Consider the following 21,232-nt stretch of genomic DNA (forward strand, 5'->3'; position numbering starts at 1 on the left):
CGGCGCCGCTTCGGCTGTACTTGCTGATTCTCTTCCATGGTGTACACGTGTCCACTTGAGTTTATGGTGGACACGATGCTCCGCGATCTTGACCTGCCGATTCAAGATGCGATCACCGGGCGCTTACGTTTGAACACGATAAGGACGTCTTGTATTGCGGTTACTACTAGATATTCATTGAATTAGTAGTGTTTACAACGCTTCATCAAGAATAAGTTATCTTCGTATGTACCCCTGCTTAGACTACTGTACAGAGTAGTGCGTTATAGAGCGGAAGGGCGCGTTTAAGGCAGGCTTCTTTATAGATATGTCACGTGATACTAGGTATGGCGCTATGACCTGCTATTGATGTGAATACAGTAATGGCGTCGTTTAAGGGGCAATCAAATATCTCTCGGCATTCGACAAAATTACCCCTGCCCTTTTCATACTTAATCGTTTTTTGATACTTCGCCAAAGCAGAATGGATCAAGAATTCCTTTTTTCCTGCGTCCTTGGCAATGTGCGTGATTTTTTTGACATCCCAATCTCTGATGTTTCCATACGCCTCATTTCGTAAGAACGCCCCCCTGTCCTGAGGGTGTAATTTGCTATAGCCCACTTTTATCAGTCTTGTGCTGGGTGAGAAGGCTATATATACGTATCCTGAAGCTGAGTTGCGTAACTGGAACGCAATCCGTGAAGTATCACATTCAATGCAATGTCCGCTCTTTGCGCGCAGCGAATGACCTTCTTTACAAATAGCACCTCCATAGTAGAAGGGGATTTCAAGCGCTGTCATCGCTCTTGTTCGTTCTTCCTTCAATAGTCCGGACGCATCAAAGAACTTCGAGAGAGGAAGGTTCTGCGACTTAATGAATTGAATCTGCTCGTCCGTAAGCTGGGCCATTTGTCACATTCCCCTTTTTTCTTAGTGGTAGAACGGAGCGCTGTAATCTGAGAACGGTTATTGCCTTAATTTTGCTTCCAAGACTACTTCGTTATTGTGATAAACACCGCATGCGTGCTCCCCTACCGTCATGGGAGCACCTACCACAAAGAGCCAGGTATTTGCACGGTCACTTAGCTTAATACCAAGCTTTCCGTTCGCAGCGCTGTTCTGATCACGGACTTCCCGGAATCCAACGTCATACTTATTCGCAATCCTTGCAATTTCATTGATATCAAGTCCTGCTTGCATCTCTGAACAGAAACCATCCACCTTTTTTATATCTGAGCGCAATGCGATTGAATAGGCTCCACTTACGAGAGCAAGAATAAGGAGGATTTTTCCAATAAGTTTCATGTGATTGTCAGAATTAACCGGGAAGACAAGTCAAGACGCCTATTCTTATGGGGCAAAGGTATCGTCGTAATAATTCGGGACCGTATATGTCTTTGGCACACCTTCAACGGTTTGTACGCCGACATCAATAATGTATGCCAGCGCATGCCAAGGTGATTGGGTCTGACAGGATCGGTCAGAAGGGGAAAAACTTTGTATCTGATATCGAGGCTCACTTCTTTTCGAATGTGCTGATAATTACAAGAGCCGCGTCAGTATTCAGTTCGCTAGGATTCGATTGAAGATACTTCTTTATCCGCTTGAATGCCTGCCCATAGGGCATACCCCACATCTCGCTAAGTGGCGTGTACACGGGGATAATCTTTTTCATCCTCTCATTGTGCTCCTTGTCCTTACCAGCAGTCGCTAAAACTTCATTGAATGAGGCGACTGTGGAGTTGTAACGGTGCATTGCCTGTATTCCATAAATGTAATGCCGAAGTTCAGTGGCAAGGACGTGGTCGTTTGTCAACGGCTGGTTTGCTATAACCCGTTCGATAGCGTCAATGCGTTTAAGCAACCACATACCGTCCGGAAGTCTTTTCTCCTCCGCGTTGGCGACGGAGGAAAACAGAACGGGAAACATTAGGCATACGATCGTCCGGAGCAGGCGGACTTTCGTTAGTTGAAGGTTTTGAGAATTGCGTATGAAAGTGCGCATAGACTTTCTTCAAGATGATCACAAAAGACACCATTGATTTCTTTCTTGGAAAGTGTATGGCGTTATGCGTCTAGGGGCAATTATCTACAGTTGGTATAAGGTGTAACTGTTCTAATTTCACCTCGATAAACTTGAGTTGCAATGCAGATACTTGAAGGCATGGGTACTCCCCCCTTGCCCCGTCCTCAAGGTCCATATTTGCTCAAATCCTGCTCAATTAAAGCAAGCGTGAATAGTGGTGTCAGCGACTTGTGGAATTGTCACGAAAAGGCTAAGCTATTGATTCGAAAGAGAAAGAGCAGCGGAAGCGAACTAGCGCGAAGCGATAGTGATAGCACTCATAATCCGTTGGTGCCGTGTTCGACTCACGGGAGGCCCACCATAAAATCAAGGGGTTACGTTTCGGCGTGACCCCTTTTGTTTTTTGTGTCGCCAGCAGGAAGATGACAGGCGCTCTGTTCGAAATGAGAATGGAAGTGCGGCTTGATTATTCATGCGTTGGGGCCGCAATGTCGTTGTAACGACCGGCTACGCATTGGCCGAACTTGCGGTCGAAACAGACAGTCGACAAGGGTCAATCCGTGATCTGGACTGCGGCTTGACTGGCGACCTCTGGAACGTTGATGTAGCAGCCAGTCATCAGGGCGTTCTTGATGCCGCCCATGTAACGAGCCGGGCGGAGCTACACCGGCACCTGCTTTGCCGATGCATACCTCAAACCATTCGCCCAAGGCACCGTATCAACGCTGCTCAGCGCGACAGTGCTCGAGGACGTAATCACTGACTAGGGGCGTCGTGCTTTATTGATCCGGTTGCGCTTTGTTGAATCGTTCCCACTCCCCCCGCCCCTTTTCTGCAAGCGGGAGGGGAGCGAGAGTGCTGCAGATACATGCCGGATCAGTAACTACGGGTATGTACGCCTCATGCCCAATAAAATTCTCATTCCTTGGGCAAGGTGCCATAGATCCCTTCTGAGCCTTTCGCGCGATTGGCCTTGCCGGCACGAAGATCACGGTAGATGGCTGCCCGCATCAGGAGCATCGAAACCACAGGTGCTGTCATCAATATGAATGCGGTGATAATCACCTCGTGCAGCACCAGGCGCGACTTGAGTACAGTGAAATAGAGCATGGACGCGAGAAGTATGCCGCCGGCGCCGAGCGTGATGGTGATGGCAGGTCCGTGAATGCGCTGGTAAAAGCTGGGAAGCCGCATCAGGCCGAGTGCGCCGATCAGGATGATGCTTCCGCCGACGACCAGCAGCAGTGCCACCGGCACGGCGGCCCACATAGGGATCGCTTCCATTTCGATCATTCGATGATCTCCCCGCGCATCAGGAACTTGGCCAGCGCAATGGTCGAGACGAAGCCGATCAGCGCGATCAGCATCGCTGCCTCGAAATAGACCTGGCTGCCGAAGCGAATACCCAACACGAGTGTCAGCAGCATGCAGCACATCCAAAGCGTGTCCAATGCCAGTACCCGGTCATGTGCGGCAGGGCCGATGAGGAGCCTTGCCGTGCAGAACAGCATGGCCAGAATGACGCAAACCGCTGCGTAGCCGATTGCCAGTTCCAGCAGAATTCCCATGGAGTGCTCTCCTATTCAAAGATGTCGATCAGTGGCTTTTCGTAGTGCGTCTTGATGGTGTCGATCCACCACTGCTCGTCGTGCAAATCGAAAACATGGAGTACGAGTTCGGACTTCTCCGGCAGGATTTCCACCCATACCGTGCCCGGCGTCATATTGATCAGGCAGGAAAGCAGTGCGAGTCCATACGGATTTTTCACGTCGAGCGGGATGCGGATGAACTGCGAATTCAAGCCCTCTGCCTTGGCGAACAAGATGACGCGGCTGACGTTGACGCAGGAGCGCACGATTTCTAGCGATGCCATCGTCAGGAGGCGAAGCAGTTGCATGGGCTTTCTCATCCGGGGGAAGCCGATCGGATGGAAGAACGGCCGTGTCAGCAATGGTATGCCGATGGCAAGCAACGCACCGAGCAGAAACGTTGCAGCATCCATGCTCTGCTGAAGAAGCAGCCACAGCAGAAGCAGGATGCCCGACACCAGCGGGGATGGCAGCCAGCGTCTCATTGCGCCTCTCCCTTGTCCTGCACACCGGGTACCACAGGCTCGGACAGTACGCGTTGAATGTATTGCTCGGGCTGGTGCAAATCACCGGCGGTACGCGTGACGTAACTCATGACCGGGCCGGCCTGTACGGTCAACAGCAGGCACAATCCCAGCAACAGGCAGATTGGAACCACTTCGCTGAGCGGCAGGCGCGGTTGCATGATATTGCCTGCAGCCCAGAAGGTGCGCACTCCAAAGCGCAGGAGCGCGATGATGGCAGCTAGCCCGGAGAGCAGAATCACCGCCATCAATGTCCACGTCGTCGCCGTGACAGCGGATGCCGGCGGGTTGAGCAACGCATGGAACAGGCCGAACTTCGCAACGAAACCCGAAAGCGGAGGCAATCCGGTAATGATTAGCGCGCAGGCGGCAAAGGACAGGCCGAGGAAGGCTAACGCAGCGGGAATGCCCACGCCGACAGGCTCACCGGGAGACTCGTCGACGGCGAATGCCTCCATGGTCACTGCCAGCAAGGCCGCGCCGGGCGAGCGAATGCGTTCGATCAGTTCCAGTAACAGCATGAAGGCTGACAGCGCCAGCGTCGAGCCGAGCAGGTAATAGAGGCCCGCACTCACCAGCGAAGGCTGGCCGTAGCCGACAACAGCCAGGAGAACACCGGACGAAACGATTGCGCCATAGCCGGCCAGTCTTCCCGATACGTCCGTCGCCAGCATGCCGGATGCGCCGAAAATGATGGTGACCATGCCGCCCCAGAGGAAAAGGTCAAACGCGAAACCGGCGGCAGCTCCCGCTGCACCGGAAAACGCCAGCAGCCATACGCGCAGGATCACATACGGCCCGACCTTGGTCATCAGCACCAGCATCGCAGCCACCGGGGGCGAGGCCGAGGAATACGTCGTCGGCAGCCAGAAACCGAGCGGCCACATTGCACTCTTGGTCAGGAAGGCGAGCGCAAGTATCACAGCGCCGGTTTTCAGCAGTGGCAGCTGGTTGGCGTCGACCTGGGGCAATCGCGCCGCGAGGTCGGCCATGTTCAGTGTCCCGGTGCTCGCGTAGATCAGCGCAACACCGATCAGAAACAGCAGCGAAGCGGCCAGATTGATGGCGATGTACTGGATGCCTGCCCGCAGGCGCGCGACATTGTAGCCATGCAGCAGAAGGCCGTAGGACGCGGCCAGCATGACCTCGAAAAAAACGAACAGGTTGAACAGATCGTGCGTCAGGAAGGCGCCATTGATGCCCATCAACAGGAACTGGAACAGCGAGTGGAAGTGCACGCCGATACGGCTCCAGCGGTGCACCGAGTACAGCAGCGCGCATCCTGCAACGATCGACGTCAGCAGCAGCATCATGGCCGACATGCGATCGGCGACGAGTGCAATGCCGAACGGTGCGGCCCAGTTTGCCGCGAGATAGACACCGATACCATGCGGCCAGACTTCGTTGTCCGTCATCCAGAGCAGGCGGACGGCAACGGCGAACAGGCAGAGCACCGATACCATGTTGACCGCGAATTTCAGTTGATGGCGGCTTTCATTGAACGGCACAAGCAGCGCGCCGCAGAGCAGCGGCAGCAGCACCGGCACCATGATCAGGTGCTGGTTCCATGAGAGGCTCATTGGTCAGGCTCCTCGCCGTCAACGTGGTCGGTGCCTGTCACGCCACGCGCGCCGATCATCAGCACCAGATACAGCGCCGTGGTCGCGAAGCCGATCACGATGGCGGTCAGTACCAGTGATTGCGGCAGCGGGTCGGCCACGGTGGACGGATCAGGCAAGGTCTTGCCGAGCGTAAGCGGAGGACTGTTGATCCAGAGTTTCCCCATGACGAAGATGAACAGGTTGACCGCATACGACATCAGCAGCAGTCCTGTCAGTACCTGGAAGGTACGTGGCCGCAGGATCAGCCAGATGCCGGAGCCGAACACGATGCCGATAGAAAGTGCAATAAGGAGTTCCATTAAAGCGTCTCCCTCATGGGTTCCGGTTGCGTCACTGCCAATGCTTCCGAAGGCGCCCGCCGGCGACGCAAGGATTGATGTGCCAGTGCCAGCAGGATCAGCATGGTAGTACCGACCACCACCATGAACACGCCGAGATCGAAAAAAAATGCACTCGGAATATGGATGTCGCCGAGCAAGGGCAGATGCAGGTGTGCCGTGTGACTGGTCAGGAACGGATAGCCGAACAGCCAGGCGCCCAGCCCGGTCATCAGGGCGACCGCAAGGCCATATGCAATCCAGCGGTGCGGGCGCAGGCCCAGCCGCGATTCAACCCACTGCGTACCTCCCAGCATGTACTGCGTAATCACTGCCACTGTGAAAATCAGGCCGGCAACAAAGCCGCCGCCAGGCAGGTTGTGTCCACGGAGGAAGAAATAGACGGCCATCATCACCATGAACGGCATCAAAAAGCGCAGATAGACGCCAGGCACCATCAGGTACCCACGATTGGCCTGCTCGGCCGGCGTCTGCCGAACGGCCGGATCGACATCGCTGGCTTGTTGAACCGGAATGGCAATACTTTCCGGTGCGGGGCGAAAACGACGCAGCAATGCATAGACAGTCAACGCCACGATGGACAGCACCGTGATTTCGCCCATGGTGTCGAAGCCGCGGAAGTCGACCAGAAGGACGTTGACCGCGTTGCTGCCGCCGCCTCCGGACAAGGCGTTCAGCAGGAAGAAGTCGCCGATACTGCCGTCCGGCACGCTCTGCACCAGGGCTGCATAGCTGAGGGCCGCCATGCCGACCCCGCCTGCGACCGCAACCGTCATGTCGCGCGAGCGCCGCAGCCAGACGTTGCGCGGCACGCTGATGTTCAGTTCGTACGGTGAAATCCGCGGCGGCAGCCAGCGCAGGCCAAGCAGGATGAGTACCGTCGTCACGGTTTCCACCATCAGTTGGGTCAAGGCCAGATCCGGTGCCGACAGCCAGAGAAAGGTCATGCTGGTGACGATGCCTGTGCCGCCCACGAGGAGGAGCGCAACGAGCCGGTGATACTTGGCTTGCCAGGCGGCTGCCACGGCGCAGGCACATCCGATGAGCCACATGGCGGCAAATAGCGGATCAATGTCCGAAATCAGTATCGTGGAGAATGCCGGAAGAGGGCGCACAACCAACAAGGGCACGGCGACCAGTGCCACCATCATCAGCAGCAGCTGCGGCTGCAGGCGCTTTGTGCCGAACCATTTGATGACCCAGGCTGCGACCAATCCCAGGCGCAGGATTGTTGTTTCGTATGCCTGGCCGCCGCTGAAGCGCTTCAGCACCGGCGCTTCAGTCCGGGTGGAAAGCGCATAACGCTTGCGCAGCAGGATATAGAAAAGGATTCCGCCGACGAGTGCAATGATGCTCTTCAGAAGCGCAACGTTAAAGCCATGCCAGACCTGCAGGCTGAATGCCGGCATCTGTGCACCGAGCACGGAGGCCACGCCCATGGTGAGGGCAGGCTCAACAATCGGGCCCGGGGCAATCCCGACCAACACGCATACCAGCACCAGGAGTTCGACCGGGAACCGCATCCAGTGCGGTGGTTCATGCGGTTCCTTCGGCAAGGGAATGACAGGCCGGCCAAAGAAAACGCTGATGAATCGCAGGGAATAGGCGACGCTGAAGATGCCCATTGCCACGGCGGCAAACGACAGTGACCAGTCCTTGTCGCCCCCGACCAGGGCGATTTCGGAGAAGAACATTTCCTTGGATAGAAAACCGTTGAGAAGCGGAACTCCGGCCATCGCGGCGCTTGCAACAATCGCCAGCGTGCCGGTGTAGGGAAGATGGCGGAGCAGACCACGCAGCACACGCATATCGCGTGTTCCGGTTTCATGATCGATGATGCCCGCCGCCATGAAAAGGGAAGACTTGAAGGTCGCGTGATTGAGGGTATGAAATACCGCCGCGACCATGGCCAGCGGCGTTCCCAGTCCCAGCAACACCGTGATCAGGCCGAGATGGCTGATGGTCGAATACGCCAGCAGCCCTTTCAGGTCATGCTGGAAAATGGCGGCAAATGCGCCAATCAGCATGGTGCAGGTGCCGGCGCCGGCGATGATCCAGACCCATTCCGGCGTGCCGGACATGACCGGCCACAGGCGCATCAGCAGGAATACACCCGCCTTGACCATGGTTGCCGAATGCAGATAGGCCGAGACCGGCGTCGGCGCCGCCATCGCATGCGGCAGCCAGAAATGAAACGGGAACTGTGCGCTCTTTGTTAATGCGCCAAGCGCAACAAGCACGAGCATTGCCCGATACCACGGATGCGCACGCACCACATCCCCCGCCGACAGCACCACATCCAGATCGTAACTCCCGACGACGTGGCCCAGCATCAGTGCACCAGCGAGCAGGCACAGGCCTCCGGCAGTGGTCACTGTGAACGCCATGCGCGCGCCGCGGCGTGCGTCGGCGCGATGATGCCAGTAGCCGATGAGCAAGAACGATGTCAGGCTGGTCAGTTCCCAGAACACCACCAACTGGATCAGATTGCCGGAAAGGATGACGCCCAGCATCGAGCCCATGAAGGCCAGGAGGAAGGCAAAGAAGCGCGGAACCGGGTCTTCGGGCGACATGTAGTAACGCGCGTACAGGGTAATGAGCAAGCCGATGAATAACACCAGCATGACGAACAGCCATGCCAGCCCGTCCATGCGCAACACGAAGTCGAGCCCGAGCATCGGCAGCCACTCGATACGGTAACGCACAACTTCGCCATTGCCGATCTCCGGGTAGAAATACCCTGCGACCAGCAGGCCGGACAAGGCAACGAGGCCAGCCAGTACCGCTTGCCGATTGCTTGTATTCGCCGGCAAAAAGCCTGCGATTACGCTCCCGGCGAAAGGAAACAGGATAAGGGTCAGCAGTAATGGGGCCATTTGCAGATGTCTGCTTTCCTGACAGGTTGTTAGTGGTTTACTTGCGCCAGCCAGGGAGCAACTTCAATGAAGGTGCGTCTTTCGGTTTCATCTTGCTCCCGGCAGCGGGATATCGCGTTTCATTGCTGTGAAAACTTGCGGCCGTGCACCAATCAGCACTGCAGGAACAAGTTGTCCAAGCGCTATTCACGCAATTGTACCCAGTAGAGTCGTGCCATCGTCGGTCATTTCCTACGTGCCGGTGTCGGACACGATTAATTGCCTGGAACAGGTGAATATCGTTGCTCCTCCGCATGGACATGGATGGACGTTGCGCGGATGTCGGTTGTCCGTGACGGCTGGCTTGATGGAGCGCGCTCCTGCGTTGGTATCTCTCCCGCACCAGCCAAAAAGATCATGTTCGCAGGGGCGCCGATCAGTTCAGTGCCTGATCTCCTCGCAAGCGCTCCACGATCAGATCCACAAAGGTCCGCACCTTTGCCGCAGATTGCCTGCCCTCGCGGTGGACGACATGGATGGGAATCGGCACGGGTTCGTAATCGGTCAGCACGCTGACCAGTTGCCCGGAGGCGAGATACGGAGCCACCTGGTACGACAGCCTGCGTGTCAGTCCGAATCCCATGAGCGCGGCTTCGATCGCGGCATCGTTTGTCGTGACGGCAAGGCGAGGCTGCACGCGCACCGAGAGTGCTTGTCCTTCTTCCGAGAACCTCCATTCCATCGCCGGGGCCAGCGGCGTGGAGATCAGCGTATGGTCGCGCAGGTCGCCCGGGTGGACCGGTGTGCCGCAGCGCTTGAGGTAGTCTCGCGAGGCGCAGACGACGCTGCGTACTTGCCCGACCTTGATCGCCTTCATGCTGGAGTCCGGCAGGTGGCCGATGCGGATGCCGAGGTCGAGGCCTTCTTCGATGAGGTTGACTATCCGGTCGAGGAATAGCGCGGACACGTCGACCGAGGGATAACGCTGCAGGTACTCGACGATGGCCGGCGTGACGAACATCTTTCCGAACAGGACGGGGGCGGTGATTGCAAGGCGGCCGCGCGGTTCGGCGTTGATGCCGGCAGCGGCCTCGTCGGCTTCATCGACTTCCGCAATGATGCGCCGCGCGTCCTCCAGATAGCGCTGGCCGGCTTCCGTGACGCGCACGATGCGCGTGGTACGGGTGAGCAGGCGCACTCCCAGGCGTTCTTCCAGCAGCGAGATGGCGCGGGTCACCGCAGGCGGGGACATGCCGAGGCGGCGCGCGGCACCGGCAAAGCTCTCCGCTTCGGCAACGGCGACGTAGATGGTCATCAGGTGCAGGCGGTCCATTCATTATTCCATTCAATGAAATAGTGAAGTAAATGATACGGCTATTCTTCATTATGGGTGAATGAAACATAGTGATCACCGTTCGTTGTGCAAACAAAAACGGACCTTCTTCCATTCCATGACAGGAGTTCATCATGAGCCGTATCAACGTCGTCACCCTCGACAACGCCAATGCCGATCAAAGGGCATTGTTCGACGCCATCCAGGAAAAACTGGGCATGGTGCCGAATTTCCTGAAGGTATTTGCCAACTCACCCGTGGCGCTGAAGGCCTTCCTCGGGCTGTATGAGGTCGCCGGTGCAGGCAGCCTTCACCCGCAGACGCGCGAGCGCATTGCACTGGCATTGGCGCAGCAGAATGCGTGTGAGTACTGCCTGTCGGCGCATACGGCGATTGCCGCGGGCGCCGGGCTCGACAGCGGCGAAATCGCCGCCAACCGCGCCGGATCCAGCCAGGATGCAAAGGCCGCAGCCGCGGTGAAATTTGCCCGATCGCTGGTCGAGCACAAGGGCGAGGTCACGACGGCGGAGATCAACGATGTACGTGCCGCAGGCTACAGCGATGCCGATATCGTCGAAATCATCACGCATGTCGGCATGAACCTGCTGACCAACATCCTCGGCAAGGCCAGCCGCATCGACATCGACTTCCCCAAGGTCGCGCTGAAGCTGGCGGCCTGACATACCACTGGCATCAAGTCATCCGACGGCCGGAGCGCAATACGCTTCGGCCACAGGTGGAAAGAAGAGAATATGCCACGCGCTTTTGCACACATTACCTACACGCCATCGGTACGCGCCGCACAGGAACGATATGGCAGTCGTGAGGCCAACGCCGGTTTCGATCTGGACCCGAATACCCGCAACAGCATCACCGAGCGTGAGCTGGACTTCATTCCCAACATCGATACCTTCTTCATGGCGAGCGTCGGCGAAAACGGCTGGCCGTATGTGCAGCACCGCGGCGGCCCGAAGGGATTCCTGAAAATCCTGGGCGAGCGCACGCTGGGTTTTGCCGACTTTGCCGGAAACCGGCAGTACATCTCCGCCGGCAACATCAGCCATGACGACCGCGTAGTCCTCATCCTGATCGACTTTGCTTCGCGCCGGCGCCTGAAGGTGTGGGGACGTGCACGCATCGTGCACGAAAGCGAAGACCCGGAGCTGGTTGCACGACTCGAGGTTGCGACTTACCGGGCGCGTATCGAACGGGCCTATGTCATCACGATCGAAGCGCTCGATTTCAATTGTTCCCAGCACATCACGCAACGCTTTACCGAAGAAGAATTCGCAGGTCTTGGTGCGCCATTGGCGCCGCCGATGAGGGCGGCAAGGACGGCAACGGTGTCGAAGCCGGAGCCGATCGGCAGCGGCCCGCTGGAGCTCGTCATCACCGGTATCCGGCAGCTGACGCCGCGTGTCCGCGCGTACGAGCTGCGCAGAACCGACGGCGCTGACCTGCCGGAGATACCTGCGGGGGCGCATCTGGCTGTTCCCGTTCGGGCAGGCAACGGCGTGGAGCAACTTCGCCATTACTCGATCGCATCCGATTGCTCGCGGCGCGACTTCATCGAAATCGCGGTGCTGCGCGAAGAAGAGGGACGCGGCGGTTCGGCCGCGGTTCACGACACGTTTTCCTTGGGAACAGTCCTTCGCTGCGGAATGCCGAAGAACGCCTTTTCCTTGCATCGGGACATGCGTCCTGCGGTATTGATTGCGGGGGGAATCGGCATCACGCCGATCAAGTCGATGGCGCATGCATTGTCGGCCAGTGGGCGGCTGTTCCATCTGCACTACAGCGCGCCGACGCGTGCCGATATGGCGTATCGCCCCGACATTGAAGCGGCGTTCACGGAGCGTGCATCGCTCTACTACAGCAAGGAGCAGCCGGAACTTCGACTTCAGATCGAGAAGATACTTTGCAGTGCGCCGCAGGATGCGGTGTTCTACGTCTGCGGGCCGGGCCGGCTGATCGACGCAGTTCGTAACACTGTGCAAGCCCTTGGCATCGACGACGAGCGCATTCGCTTCGAATGTTTTGTTGCGCCGCCAATATCACCGGACAACAAGCCGATCGAGCTGGTGTTGAAGCGCTCGGGCCAGGCCATGACGGTTCCGGCAAACCGGACCATTCTCGACACGGTGACCGCGCACGGCATCGATGCGCCATTCGACTGCAGGACCGGTAGCTGCGGCAGATGCGCGACGAAAGTGGTGGACGGCATCGCCGATCATCGCGATACCGTGCTGACCAGCACCGAGCGCGAGCGGGCAGGGCTGATGTGCATCTGCGTCTCGCGTGCCGGGACAGAACGGCTTGTTCTCGATCTGTAGTGAAAACCCTGCCCTGGCCGGCAGGCATCCCATCAACGCATTCACCTATGGAGGTTCACCATGATTGTGCTGCACGAATTCCCGCTTTCCGGCAATTGCCACAAAGTCCGGCTGCTGCTTTCCTTGCTTGATCTGCCATATCAATCGCACGCGGTAAACGCCGCCGAGGCCGAACACAAGTCGGCGCCGTTCCTTGAAATGAATCCCTTCGGCCAGGTGCCGGTGCTGGTCGACGGTGACACGATACTGCGCGACAGCCAGGCGATCCTCGTCTATCTCGCCGGGCGTTACGGCAATGGGTACTGGTTGCCCAAGGAGCCGGCGCAGATGGCGCAGATCATCGCGTGGCTATCCACGACGGCGAATGAAGTCTCCCGCGGGCCGGGCGCACTGCGGATGCATTACAAGTTCGATCGACAGATCGATATGGCCGCAGCAGAGAATGTCACGGCAAAACTGTTCGCAATCCTGGAGCATCACCTGAGCGGAAACCAATGGCTGGTACTCGGGCATCCCACGATCGCTGACATCGCCGTCTATTCCTATGTGGCGTTGTCGCCGGAAGGGCGGGTTGACCTTGATCCGTATCCGGCAATCCGCGCATGGCTGGCGCGCATCCAGTCCTTGCCGGGTTACGTCGGCATGCCCGGTATGACCCGTATGCATGAAGCAGCGGAGCCCGCCGCAGAAAGGGCGAGCGCATGACAACGGTCGTGTCCAATGAGGAAGGGGTCGCCCAATGAGCTTGCATCCCGAAGCGCACCCGGCGGCGCATCAGGTCAATGGCTGGTGCCCGCCGAGCGGGTGATCTTGTTATGCACGTTGTACTTGCCCGAGGGCTTCTTCATCTTCAGGCGCTTGACCACTTTCAGTGACTGCGCGTCGTAGACGACGAGCTCGCCATCGTTCTCCCAGATGCTGACCAGCGCATACCTGCCATCACGGGTGAACTCGGTATGCGCAGCAACCTTGCCGGGGCTGGGGCGCAGGCGGGCGACGATCTCAAGCTTCTGCTTGTCGATGATCTGGATCACGTCGCGGTCCTTGGTGCTGTTGAAGGCGTCGACCCAGGCATACGGCGTGTTTTCGTGGCTGCGCATGAAGAAGCCGGGACCGTCAGTCTTGATCTGCTTGATGGTCTTCCATGACTTCATGTCGATGACCGTGACGACGCCTTCCTTCAGGTTCGGTGTCGCGAGCACCGGTTTGCCTTCGACGCTCCAGGTAATGCCGGAACCAAGGTGCGGCATGCCGGGAAGATCGATGCTCGCGATCTTGCGCCGCACATTCAGGTTCACCACCTGGCCGCGCCCGTCGCGGGATGCGCCGATCAAATGGTCGTAGCGCGCATCGAAAAAGAAATCGTCCAGATGGTCTTCCAGCACAATGCGCCGCACCGGAAACGGGCCGGGAGTGGCCAGGCCTTCGCGCATCTTGTAGTCGTGCACATACCCTTCGTACACCGGCTCTGCGTTCTCGTCATAGGTCATCTCCCACACTTCCGGGATGTCCTTCAGCGCGGCGACAAAGCTCTTGCGCGGCGCCGCATCGTACACCGCGGACACGCGCGACGATTTGCCGCTGCGGTCCTTCACGTCGATGATGCGGATCGGCGTGAGGTCGCGCGCGTCCAGCGCCACCTGCGTGTGCGGCAGGTAGTTGGCAACCATCACGTAACGCCCGTCTCCCGACACCGCAAGGTTGCGGGTATTGATGCCGGCGCGCACTTCCGCGATCAGCTTCAGGTTCCAGATGTCGTATTTCGCGATCCAGCCGTCGCGCGAGGCGAAGTACACATAGCGTCCGTCCGGCGAGAACTTCGGCCCGCCATGCAATGCGTAGCGCGTCGGAAAGCGGGTGATCGGCTCGAACCGGTCGCCGTCGAGGATGGTTGCATGGTGGTCGCCGAGCTCGACAACGACGAACAGATTGAGCGGATCGGCCTTGAATATCGGCGTATTGCCGAGACTGCCGGGCTTCATGTGCTCAATGCGCGATGCGCGGATCGCGTCGATGCCCCAGCTCGGGTCTCTTTCCAGCGGTGTGTAGATCAGCTCGGCCAGCGCATTGATTTCGCCTGCGTTCAGCTTGTCGCCAAAGGCAGGCATTTGCGTTGCAACGCGGCCTTCCGCGATTGTCTTGATCGCAGCGGGCATTCGTAGCCGCTCAAGATTGCCGGGCAACAGCGCCGGGCCGGTGCCGCCGAGCCGGTTCGTTCCATGACAGGAAGCGCAATGTGCCTGGTACAGGCCGGCAGCATTCACCGTTCCCTCGTCGGCGAAGGATGGATTGGTCCAGAAGCAGAATGCCAGCAGCCACGCGGCAAGTGCACGGACAATCATGCGGGCGTGCCTGTCCGGATCTTGAAATAGGGCTTGAGCGGCACGCGCTCGCGCTCCCCGGTCACGCCGATTTCTTCGTCAGTCAGGTAACAGGCCGGGTCTTCCTGCCATGGGTCGCCGGTCAGCTGCATCGCACGCACCCGGGTATTGCCGCCGCAGACATCGAGATACGCACATTCCGCGCAGCGGCCCTTGACGGGGCGGGGACTGGCTTTCAGGCCGGCCATCAGCGGATTGGAGGTGTCGCGCCAGATGTCGGAGAACTTGCGGTCACGCACATTGCCGAAACTGGTGTCCCACCACATCGTATCGGGATGTACATTGCCGAGGTTGTCGATGTTGGCGACATTGACGCCGGAGGAGTTGCCGCCCCACTGCGCCAGCTTTGCGCGCAGGTGTACTTCGCGCTCAGGGAAATGCCGACGCACCCAGTGCAGCAGGTAGACGCCGTCCGCATCGTTGTTGCCACTGACGTAATCCTTGTGGATGCCACGCTGCAGGTCGGTCCAGCAGGTGTCGAACAACAAATCCATTGCATCGCGGGTGGTCCTGAAGAACGCGTCCTGACCACGGTTCTTGTTGCCGCGCCCGGCGTAATTCAGGTGCGACAGGTAGAACTTGTCGATGCCTTCATCATGGATCAGTTTGAGCATCGCGGGCAGGTCATGCGCGTTGTCCTGTGTCAGCGTAAAGCGCGCACCGATCTTGATGCCGGCATCACGGCAGAGGCGCATTCCCTTCAAAGATGCATCGAACGCACCTTCCTTGCGGCGGAAGACGTCGTGCGTGTCGCGCATGCCGTCCAGGCTGACGCCGACGTAATCAAAGCCGATCGACGCGATGCGCGCGATGTTGCTCTCGTTGATCAGCGTGCCGTTCGAAGACAGGCCGACGTAGAAGCCCATCTTTTTTGCACGCGCTGCAATATCAAAGATGTCGGGCCGCAGCAGCGGCTCGCCGCCGGACAGGATCAGCACCGGCACGCGGAACGCGCGCAGGTCGTCCATCACCTCATAGACTTCCGCGGTGGACAGCTCGCCGGCAAAGTCCTTGTCCGCAGAGATCGAATAGCAGTGCTTGCACGTCAGGTTGCAGCGGCGGATCAGGTTCCAGATCACGACCGGACCCGGCGGGTTGCGTTTAAGTCCAAGCGGGGTGGGGGCGGCGATTTCTCGCATGTATTCGGTGATGCGGAACATGGTGTCCTCCGTATTCGGCCAGTCACAGCAATCGCGGGCCGGTTGTCCTCAATATCGTTTTGCTCAACGGTGCCTCCGTGCAGCTCCCGCCCTGCCGCATTGCAGACAACGTGCAGATGGCGGGAACGCTTTTATCCATGGGCGGCCTCGGTCGTTGCTGTCGCCGGGCTGTAGTGCGCGCCGCGCTGCTTGAAGCGGCGTCGGGAAAACAGCACGGCATGCGGATAGGCGCCGAGCCCGCATGCCTCGGACAGGGCCGCGATGCGTGACGACACATCGGCGCGGTCCTTGCCGTGGATCATGCAAAACAGGTTATAGCGCCAGTCCGGTGGCCGGCGCGGACGGCGATAGCAGAGGGTGACGCGCCCGGTTGCCGCGATGCGCTCACCGATACTGTCGGCCACATCGTCGGGAACATCCCAGACACTCATGGCGTTGGCGGTATAGCCCAGCTCATGGTGGCGCACGATCACACCAAAGCGTTTGATCACCCCTTCGTCCATCCAGCGCAAGACGATGCGGATGGCGTCCTTCTCGGCGATGCCCAGGCAGGAAAAGGGACGCGGTACAAGCGGCAATCCGCTCTGCAGCGCCGCAAGCAGGCGCTGCTCCGTGGCAGTGAGATCAGCCGCTTGCCGCTGCGCACTCGACGGCGCCTTCCCTGCATGCGCATTACGACCATACTGGATACCTTGTGCAGACAGGTCGAAACCAAGATCGATGTGGTAGTCGGCCAGCATCGGCAGCACGAGCAGCGGCCCGCAGGCGCACGTGCGCTCGACGTCCGCCAGTGCGGAATCCAGCTGCGCCGCCGATGTGGCGGTGGCGACGAACCACAGGTTGTATCGATGCTCGCGCTCGTAGTTGTGATTGACCTCGGGGCGGCTGCTCACGTGACGGGCGACCTGCTCAAGCCGCTGTCGCGGAACCGCCAGCGCGGCGAGGGTGCTGACGCCGACAGCGTTGGGGCGGAACACGGCGCCGACCCGGCTGACCAGCCCCTTGTCCTGCAGGCGTTGCAGCGTGTCGATGACAGTCTTCTCATCCGCATCGACGCTGTCGCCGATGGCGGCAAAGGGGCGCGGCGTGATCGGGAAATCGCGCTGGAATGCGTTCAGCAGGCGAAATTCCAGCGAGGTGAGGGCGGGAGTGTCGGTCTTTGTCATGCGGTGCCTGCTGTTGTCGAAAATCTGCCTGGTGCTACAGGCCAATCCGCGCAGCGCGGCTGGTAAAGAAAATGCCGCTCGGTGATTGCGCGGTCAGCGCATTGCGCTGCGTGAAGGTCGCGGTGTCGTACACCACGACGCGGTTGTCGTCGCGTGCCGACATCCAGACCGACTCTCCACGGCCAGCGAATTCCATATGCAGCACAGCCTTGCCCGGTTCCAGTTGTTTCACCAGCGTGCGCGTTTCCACATCGATCACCTCCACGATGCTGTTGTCGGGGAAGGCAAAGTTCACCCATACCTGGCGGCCATCGGGTTGTGCCATCACGAACACCGGCTGGCCCGCGACCGGGATGCGGCCGGCCTCGCGCCAGGTTTCCATGTCGAGCACCAGCACTTCATGGCGGCCGATTGCGGGCAGATAGGCATAACGGCCGGCGACAGCCCAGCCGCGCAGGTGCGGCATCTTGTAGACCGGCAGTTTTTCCTGGCCCCGGCCGTAGCCGTCGAGCACGCGCTGCACGCCTTTTTCCGGATGCCACATGTCGAGCATTGCCATGCCGTCCTCGCCGAACAGGCCGGCAATGTAGTAGCGGCCGTTGGGCGTGATCATGCCGTCATACGGTTCGCGTCCGACATTCTGGAACTTCTGGATACGCGGAGAGGCGGGATCGGCAAAGTCACCAACCCAGATTTCGCCCGCATCGAACAGGCTCCACACGAAGCGGTTGCCTGGGGCATCAGCCAGCCCGACGACTTTCGATCGCTTGCCCTCTGAGCCGTATTCCGCGGGAATATCGGCGAGCAGCTCCAGCGTGTCAGCATTGAATACCTTGACGCCGCCGGGCGCGTAATTTTGCGCGGCAACCAGTTTTCCATCCTGCGATATCGCGCCGCCGATGCTGTTCCCCGCCTGCACAATGCGGCGTTCCACTTTTCCCTTCAACAGGTCGACTTTGGACAAGCCACCGTCGCGGCCGAACACATACGCATAGCGGCCATCGCGGGAATACACGAGTGAGGCATGCGACAGGTCACCAAGGCCTTTGACGGACGCGATCGATACTTGCTTCGTACTGTCCACCACCTGGACGCTGCCGCTGGCGCGTTCGATCACTACGCCAAGGTCGCCGGTGCCGCGCAATGGGGAGTTGGCGCAGCCTCCCAGTGCGGCCAGCAGGAGCGTCGCGCAGAGGGTGCGTAGTATGTCAGCGGCGCTGAGCTTCATCCGGAAATCCCTTCTGTAAATTGGTCACGATCCATTCCGCCTCGGCGTCGTTCAGGAAGCGACGCCATCCCGGCATGGCGGTGCCCGGGCGGCCGTGCAGGATGGTTGCCTTGAGTCCTTCCACAGGTTTTCCTGCAAGTGTTTCCGGCAGCAGTGACGGACCGAGACCGCCCTGCAGTGTCAGGCCGTGGCACGACCCGCAGTCCTGCCGTACGAGACGGATCAGCTCGTTGCGGCGCGCATTGTCGATGGCTGCAGTATCATCCGCCGCCATGGCGGAGGAGGGGATCGCCGCTATGGCGATCAGCACGGTTGCATGAGCGGCCAGTGCAGCCAGTGCGAGGCCGGATACTGTTCGAGCGGTGTACGACATTCCTGCGCAACAGCGATGCGCAGGAATGTCCGGGTGCGGCAGGCCGTTCAATAGACGTCGCGTTGCGTGTTGTGCACGTTGAACTTGCCGGTCGGTGTGATGAGCCGCGGATCCTTGATCACCGTCTTCAGCTTGCGGGTCTTGTCATCGACCACGACGATCGCGGACTGCTTGTCCTTGGAGTTCCAGACCGAGAACCACACTTCGTCGCCTGCAACGTTGTATTCCGGCTGCACCACGCGCTTTGGTCCGTCGCCCAGTTGTGCCCAATCAGCAATCGGCAGGGTCTGGAAGCCCTTGTCGAGATTGTTGATGTCGAACACGGCAACCGACTGGCTGATCTTCGCGTCCGGATGCAGCGGCGTATCGACCCACAGGTTCTTCGACTTGGGATGCGTCTTGATGAACAGCGAGCCGCCGCCCTGGCCCTTGAGCGTGGAGGCGACTTTCCATGCCTGTGCCTTGTGCTTCACGGGGTCGGTGCCGATCAGCGAAATCGATTCATCTCCGAGGTGGCCGGTTGCCCAGACCGGACCAAACTTCGGATGGACAAAGTTCGCGCCGCGCCCGGGGTGCGGTGTCTTGCCGACATCGACCAGACCCGCCAGCTTGCCTTCCTTCGTGTCGACCACCGCAATCTTGTCGGAGGCGTTCGCGGCGACGAGGAAGTAGCGGCCGGTGGAGTCGAAGCCGCCGTCATGCAGGAACTTCGCGGCTTCGAGCGACGTCATCTTGAGGTTGTCGAGGTCCTCGTAGTTGACGAGGATGATCTTGCCGGTTTCCTTGGCATTGATCACGAACTCGGGGCGGTAATGCGACGCGACGATCGATGCCACACGCGGTTCGGGATGGTATTCGTTATCCACCGTCATGCCGCGGGTCGAGACGATCTTCAGCGGCTTGAGCGTCTCGCCTTCCATGATCACAAACTGTGGCGGCCAGTAGGAGCCGGCGACTGCATACTTGTCTTCGTAGCCCTTGAATTTCGAGGTCTCGACCGAGCGCGCTTCGAGGCCGATCTTCATCTCGGCGACGTTGTCCGGCTTCTCCATCCACAGGTCGATCAGGTTCAGGCGCGCATCGCGGCCGATCACGTACAGGTAGCGGCCGGAAGCCGACATGCGCGAGATATGCACCGCATAGCCAGTCTTGACGATGTTGATGATCTTCTTCGTATCGCCATCGATCAGCGCCACTTCGCCCGAGTCGCGCAGGGTGGTCGAGAAGATGTTGGCGATGTTGTAGTTGTTCATCTTCTTCTTCGGCCGCTTGTTGACAGGAACGAATTCCTTCCAGGTGGCCTGCATCTCCTTGATGCCGAACTCCGGTGGTGTCGGCGGTTCCTGCTGGATATAGCGCGCCATCATGTCGACCTGCTGCTCAGTGAGGTCGCCGGAAGTCTGCCAGTTCGGCATCCCGGCAGGCGAGCCATAGGCGATAAACACTTTCAGGTAGTCGGTGCCTTTGGCCAGCGTGATGTCCGGCGTCAGCGGCTTGCCGGTTGCGCCCTTGCGCAACACACCATGGCAACCGGCGCAGCGCTCGAAGTAGATTTGCTTGGCCTGGTCAAATTCGGCCTTCGTCATCGGCGGTGCCTTGGGATTGATGTTTTGATGCATCTCCTCTTTCGCCAGTGGCGAGCCGCCCGCGCCCTGGTATGGCACTTCAGGGCCTGCGTGTGGAGTTTCCTTGGTCTGTTGTGTCTGCTGGGGCTGTTGGGTCTGGGCATGGACAGACCCGAAACTGAGGGACAGTCCTGCAAGCATGGGTATGACGGCGCGGGGAAACCACTTCAAGGGATGCATCTGACACCTCCACGAGCAAGATGAGTAATGGCGATTTCGATTCAGGGGGCCTCCACGTTCCAGGCATAGCGGTCCGGTTGGGAGCGACGCGTTTCGTAAGGCACGTCTTCCTGCAACTGCCGATAGAGTGGACGACGTAACTACTTGGTTCCCGGATAACTCAGAGTGTAGTGGTGCTACAGAGAGAAAGATGGATGCATATCAAGAAGCGAAGCGGCGGGATGCGCTTGTGCCACAGATGCAAACAAGAATGTGTTCGTGCGAGAACGAATGCTTCCGCTTGTCATGCGCCCGTTGTGCCGAGCCCCGATGACGCTCGATGAGGGACAGGATGAGGTATTCGATGAGGTGGCCAATGACGTGGCCGATGACGTGTCCGGACTTGGTGGCGTCGGCAGTGCCGGACATTCCGTATAGATGCCGGAAAAAATTCGTTACTCGAAAGGCCTGAGCAGGCCTCGTCGATCCCTTCAGCGGCATCGTCCTGCAGGGTATTCGGTGCGTTCCGCGGGCTCGCGT

General features: G+C 59.1%; 20 protein-coding genes. 4 read left to right on the plus strand and 16 right to left on the minus strand.

Annotation, left to right across the window (positions count from 1 at the left end; all coding sequences use genetic code 11):
* Positions 1-310: 310 nt before the first annotated feature.
* The 10 genes from ACYVIA_RS20540 to ACYVIA_RS20585 form a co-directional block, all read right to left on the minus strand.
* Positions 311-889, minus strand: a complete 579-nt coding sequence (locus ACYVIA_RS20540) for a GIY-YIG nuclease family protein (protein WP_460844045.1) — start codon at positions 887-889, stop codon at positions 311-313.
* 57 nt (positions 890-946) lie between these two features.
* Positions 947-1,285, minus strand: a complete 339-nt coding sequence (locus tag ACYVIA_RS20545; RefSeq protein WP_460844046.1) for a hypothetical protein — start codon at positions 1,283-1,285, stop codon at positions 947-949.
* Between the two features lie 211 nt (positions 1,286-1,496).
* On the minus strand, positions 1,497-1,910 hold the full coding sequence (locus ACYVIA_RS20550; RefSeq protein ID WP_460844047.1) for a hypothetical protein: 414 nt from the start codon (positions 1,908-1,910) through the stop codon (positions 1,497-1,499).
* Positions 1,911-2,924: 1,014 nt separating this feature from the next.
* Positions 2,925-3,299 (minus strand): monovalent cation/H(+) antiporter subunit G, encoded by a 375-nt coding sequence (gene mnhG / locus ACYVIA_RS20555; RefSeq protein ID WP_460844048.1) that lies wholly within the window; start codon positions 3,297-3,299, stop codon positions 2,925-2,927.
* Entirely contained in the window at positions 3,296-3,574 is a 279-nt protein-coding gene (locus ACYVIA_RS20560) for a K+/H+ antiporter subunit F (protein ID WP_460844049.1), read from the minus strand. The genes mnhG and ACYVIA_RS20560 overlap by 4 nt, the downstream gene beginning before the upstream one ends.
* A gap of 11 nt (positions 3,575-3,585) precedes the next feature.
* On the minus strand, positions 3,586-4,080 hold the full coding sequence (locus ACYVIA_RS20565) for a Na+/H+ antiporter subunit E (RefSeq protein ID WP_460844050.1): 495 nt from the start codon (positions 4,078-4,080) through the stop codon (positions 3,586-3,588).
* Positions 4,077-5,699: a monovalent cation/H+ antiporter subunit D gene (locus ACYVIA_RS20570; protein WP_460844051.1), complete on the minus strand. Its 1,623-nt coding sequence runs from the start codon at positions 5,697-5,699 to the stop codon at positions 4,077-4,079. Before ACYVIA_RS20570 ends, ACYVIA_RS20565 begins: the two co-directional genes overlap by 4 nt.
* Positions 5,696-6,040 carry a Na+/H+ antiporter subunit C gene (locus ACYVIA_RS20575; protein WP_460844052.1) on the minus strand — a complete coding sequence of 115 codons (345 nt, stop codon included), beginning with the start codon at positions 6,038-6,040 and terminating at the stop codon, positions 5,696-5,698. The genes ACYVIA_RS20570 and ACYVIA_RS20575 overlap by 4 nt, the downstream gene beginning before the upstream one ends.
* Positions 6,040-8,955: a monovalent cation/H+ antiporter subunit A gene (locus ACYVIA_RS20580; RefSeq protein WP_460844053.1), complete on the minus strand. Its 2,916-nt coding sequence runs from the start codon at positions 8,953-8,955 to the stop codon at positions 6,040-6,042. The genes ACYVIA_RS20575 and ACYVIA_RS20580 overlap by 1 nt, the downstream gene beginning before the upstream one ends.
* A 415-nt stretch (positions 8,956-9,370) precedes the next feature.
* Positions 9,371-10,267 (minus strand): LysR family transcriptional regulator, encoded by an 897-nt coding sequence (locus ACYVIA_RS20585; protein WP_460844054.1) that lies wholly within the window; start codon positions 10,265-10,267, stop codon positions 9,371-9,373.
* Between the two features lie 134 nt (positions 10,268-10,401).
* Between ACYVIA_RS20585 and ACYVIA_RS20590 the strand changes: the two genes are divergently transcribed.
* The 3 genes from ACYVIA_RS20590 to ACYVIA_RS20600 all read left to right on the plus strand — a co-directional run bounded on the left by ACYVIA_RS20590 (position 10,402) and on the right by ACYVIA_RS20600 (position 13,305).
* On the plus strand, positions 10,402-10,947 hold the full coding sequence (locus tag ACYVIA_RS20590) for a carboxymuconolactone decarboxylase family protein (protein WP_460844055.1): 546 nt from the start codon (positions 10,402-10,404) through the stop codon (positions 10,945-10,947).
* 72 nt (positions 10,948-11,019) lie between these two features.
* Positions 11,020-12,600, plus strand: coding sequence for a pyridoxamine 5'-phosphate oxidase family protein (locus ACYVIA_RS20595; RefSeq protein WP_460844056.1), 1,581 nt, complete (start codon positions 11,020-11,022; stop codon positions 12,598-12,600).
* 60 nt (positions 12,601-12,660) lie between these two features.
* Complete coding sequence (locus tag ACYVIA_RS20600; RefSeq protein ID WP_460844057.1) at positions 12,661-13,305, plus strand: glutathione S-transferase family protein; 645 nt, start codon at positions 12,661-12,663, stop codon at positions 13,303-13,305.
* Positions 13,306-13,379: 74 nt separating this feature from the next.
* Here the strand turns inward: ACYVIA_RS20600 and ACYVIA_RS20605 are convergent, their stop codons facing one another.
* The 6 genes from ACYVIA_RS20605 to ACYVIA_RS20630 all read right to left on the minus strand — a co-directional run bounded on the left by ACYVIA_RS20605 (position 13,380) and on the right by ACYVIA_RS20630 (position 20,713).
* Positions 13,380-14,942, minus strand: a complete 1,563-nt coding sequence (locus ACYVIA_RS20605) for a cytochrome D1 domain-containing protein (protein ID WP_460844058.1) — start codon at positions 14,940-14,942, stop codon at positions 13,380-13,382.
* Positions 14,939-16,141 carry a heme d1 biosynthesis radical SAM protein NirJ gene (gene nirJ / locus ACYVIA_RS20610; protein WP_460844059.1) on the minus strand — a complete coding sequence of 401 codons (1,203 nt, stop codon included), beginning with the start codon at positions 16,139-16,141 and terminating at the stop codon, positions 14,939-14,941. The genes ACYVIA_RS20605 and nirJ overlap by 4 nt, the downstream gene beginning before the upstream one ends.
* A 131-nt stretch (positions 16,142-16,272) precedes the next feature.
* Positions 16,273-17,307, minus strand: a complete 1,035-nt coding sequence (ahbB, locus tag ACYVIA_RS20615; RefSeq protein ID WP_460844060.1) for a siroheme decarboxylase subunit beta — start codon at positions 17,305-17,307, stop codon at positions 16,273-16,275.
* A gap of 34 nt (positions 17,308-17,341) precedes the next feature.
* Positions 17,342-18,535 carry a cytochrome D1 domain-containing protein gene (locus ACYVIA_RS20620; RefSeq protein ID WP_460844061.1) on the minus strand — a complete coding sequence of 398 codons (1,194 nt, stop codon included), beginning with the start codon at positions 18,533-18,535 and terminating at the stop codon, positions 17,342-17,344.
* The gene (locus tag ACYVIA_RS20625; RefSeq protein WP_460844062.1) at positions 18,516-18,908 is read right to left on the minus strand and encodes a c-type cytochrome; all 393 of its coding nucleotides are present in this window, start codon (positions 18,906-18,908) and stop codon (positions 18,516-18,518) included. The genes ACYVIA_RS20620 and ACYVIA_RS20625 overlap by 20 nt, the downstream gene beginning before the upstream one ends.
* Positions 18,909-18,955: 47 nt before the next feature.
* On the minus strand, positions 18,956-20,713 hold the full coding sequence (locus ACYVIA_RS20630) for a cytochrome D1 domain-containing protein (RefSeq protein WP_460844063.1): 1,758 nt from the start codon (positions 20,711-20,713) through the stop codon (positions 18,956-18,958).
* 270 nt (positions 20,714-20,983) lie between these two features.
* Between ACYVIA_RS20630 and ACYVIA_RS20635 the strand changes: the two genes are divergently transcribed.
* Positions 20,984-21,130 carry a hypothetical protein gene (locus tag ACYVIA_RS20635; protein ID WP_460844064.1) on the plus strand — a complete coding sequence of 49 codons (147 nt, stop codon included), beginning with the start codon at positions 20,984-20,986 and terminating at the stop codon, positions 21,128-21,130.
* Positions 21,131-21,232 lie beyond the last annotated feature (102 nt).

It is taken from the genome of Noviherbaspirillum agri, from assembly GCF_054780595.1.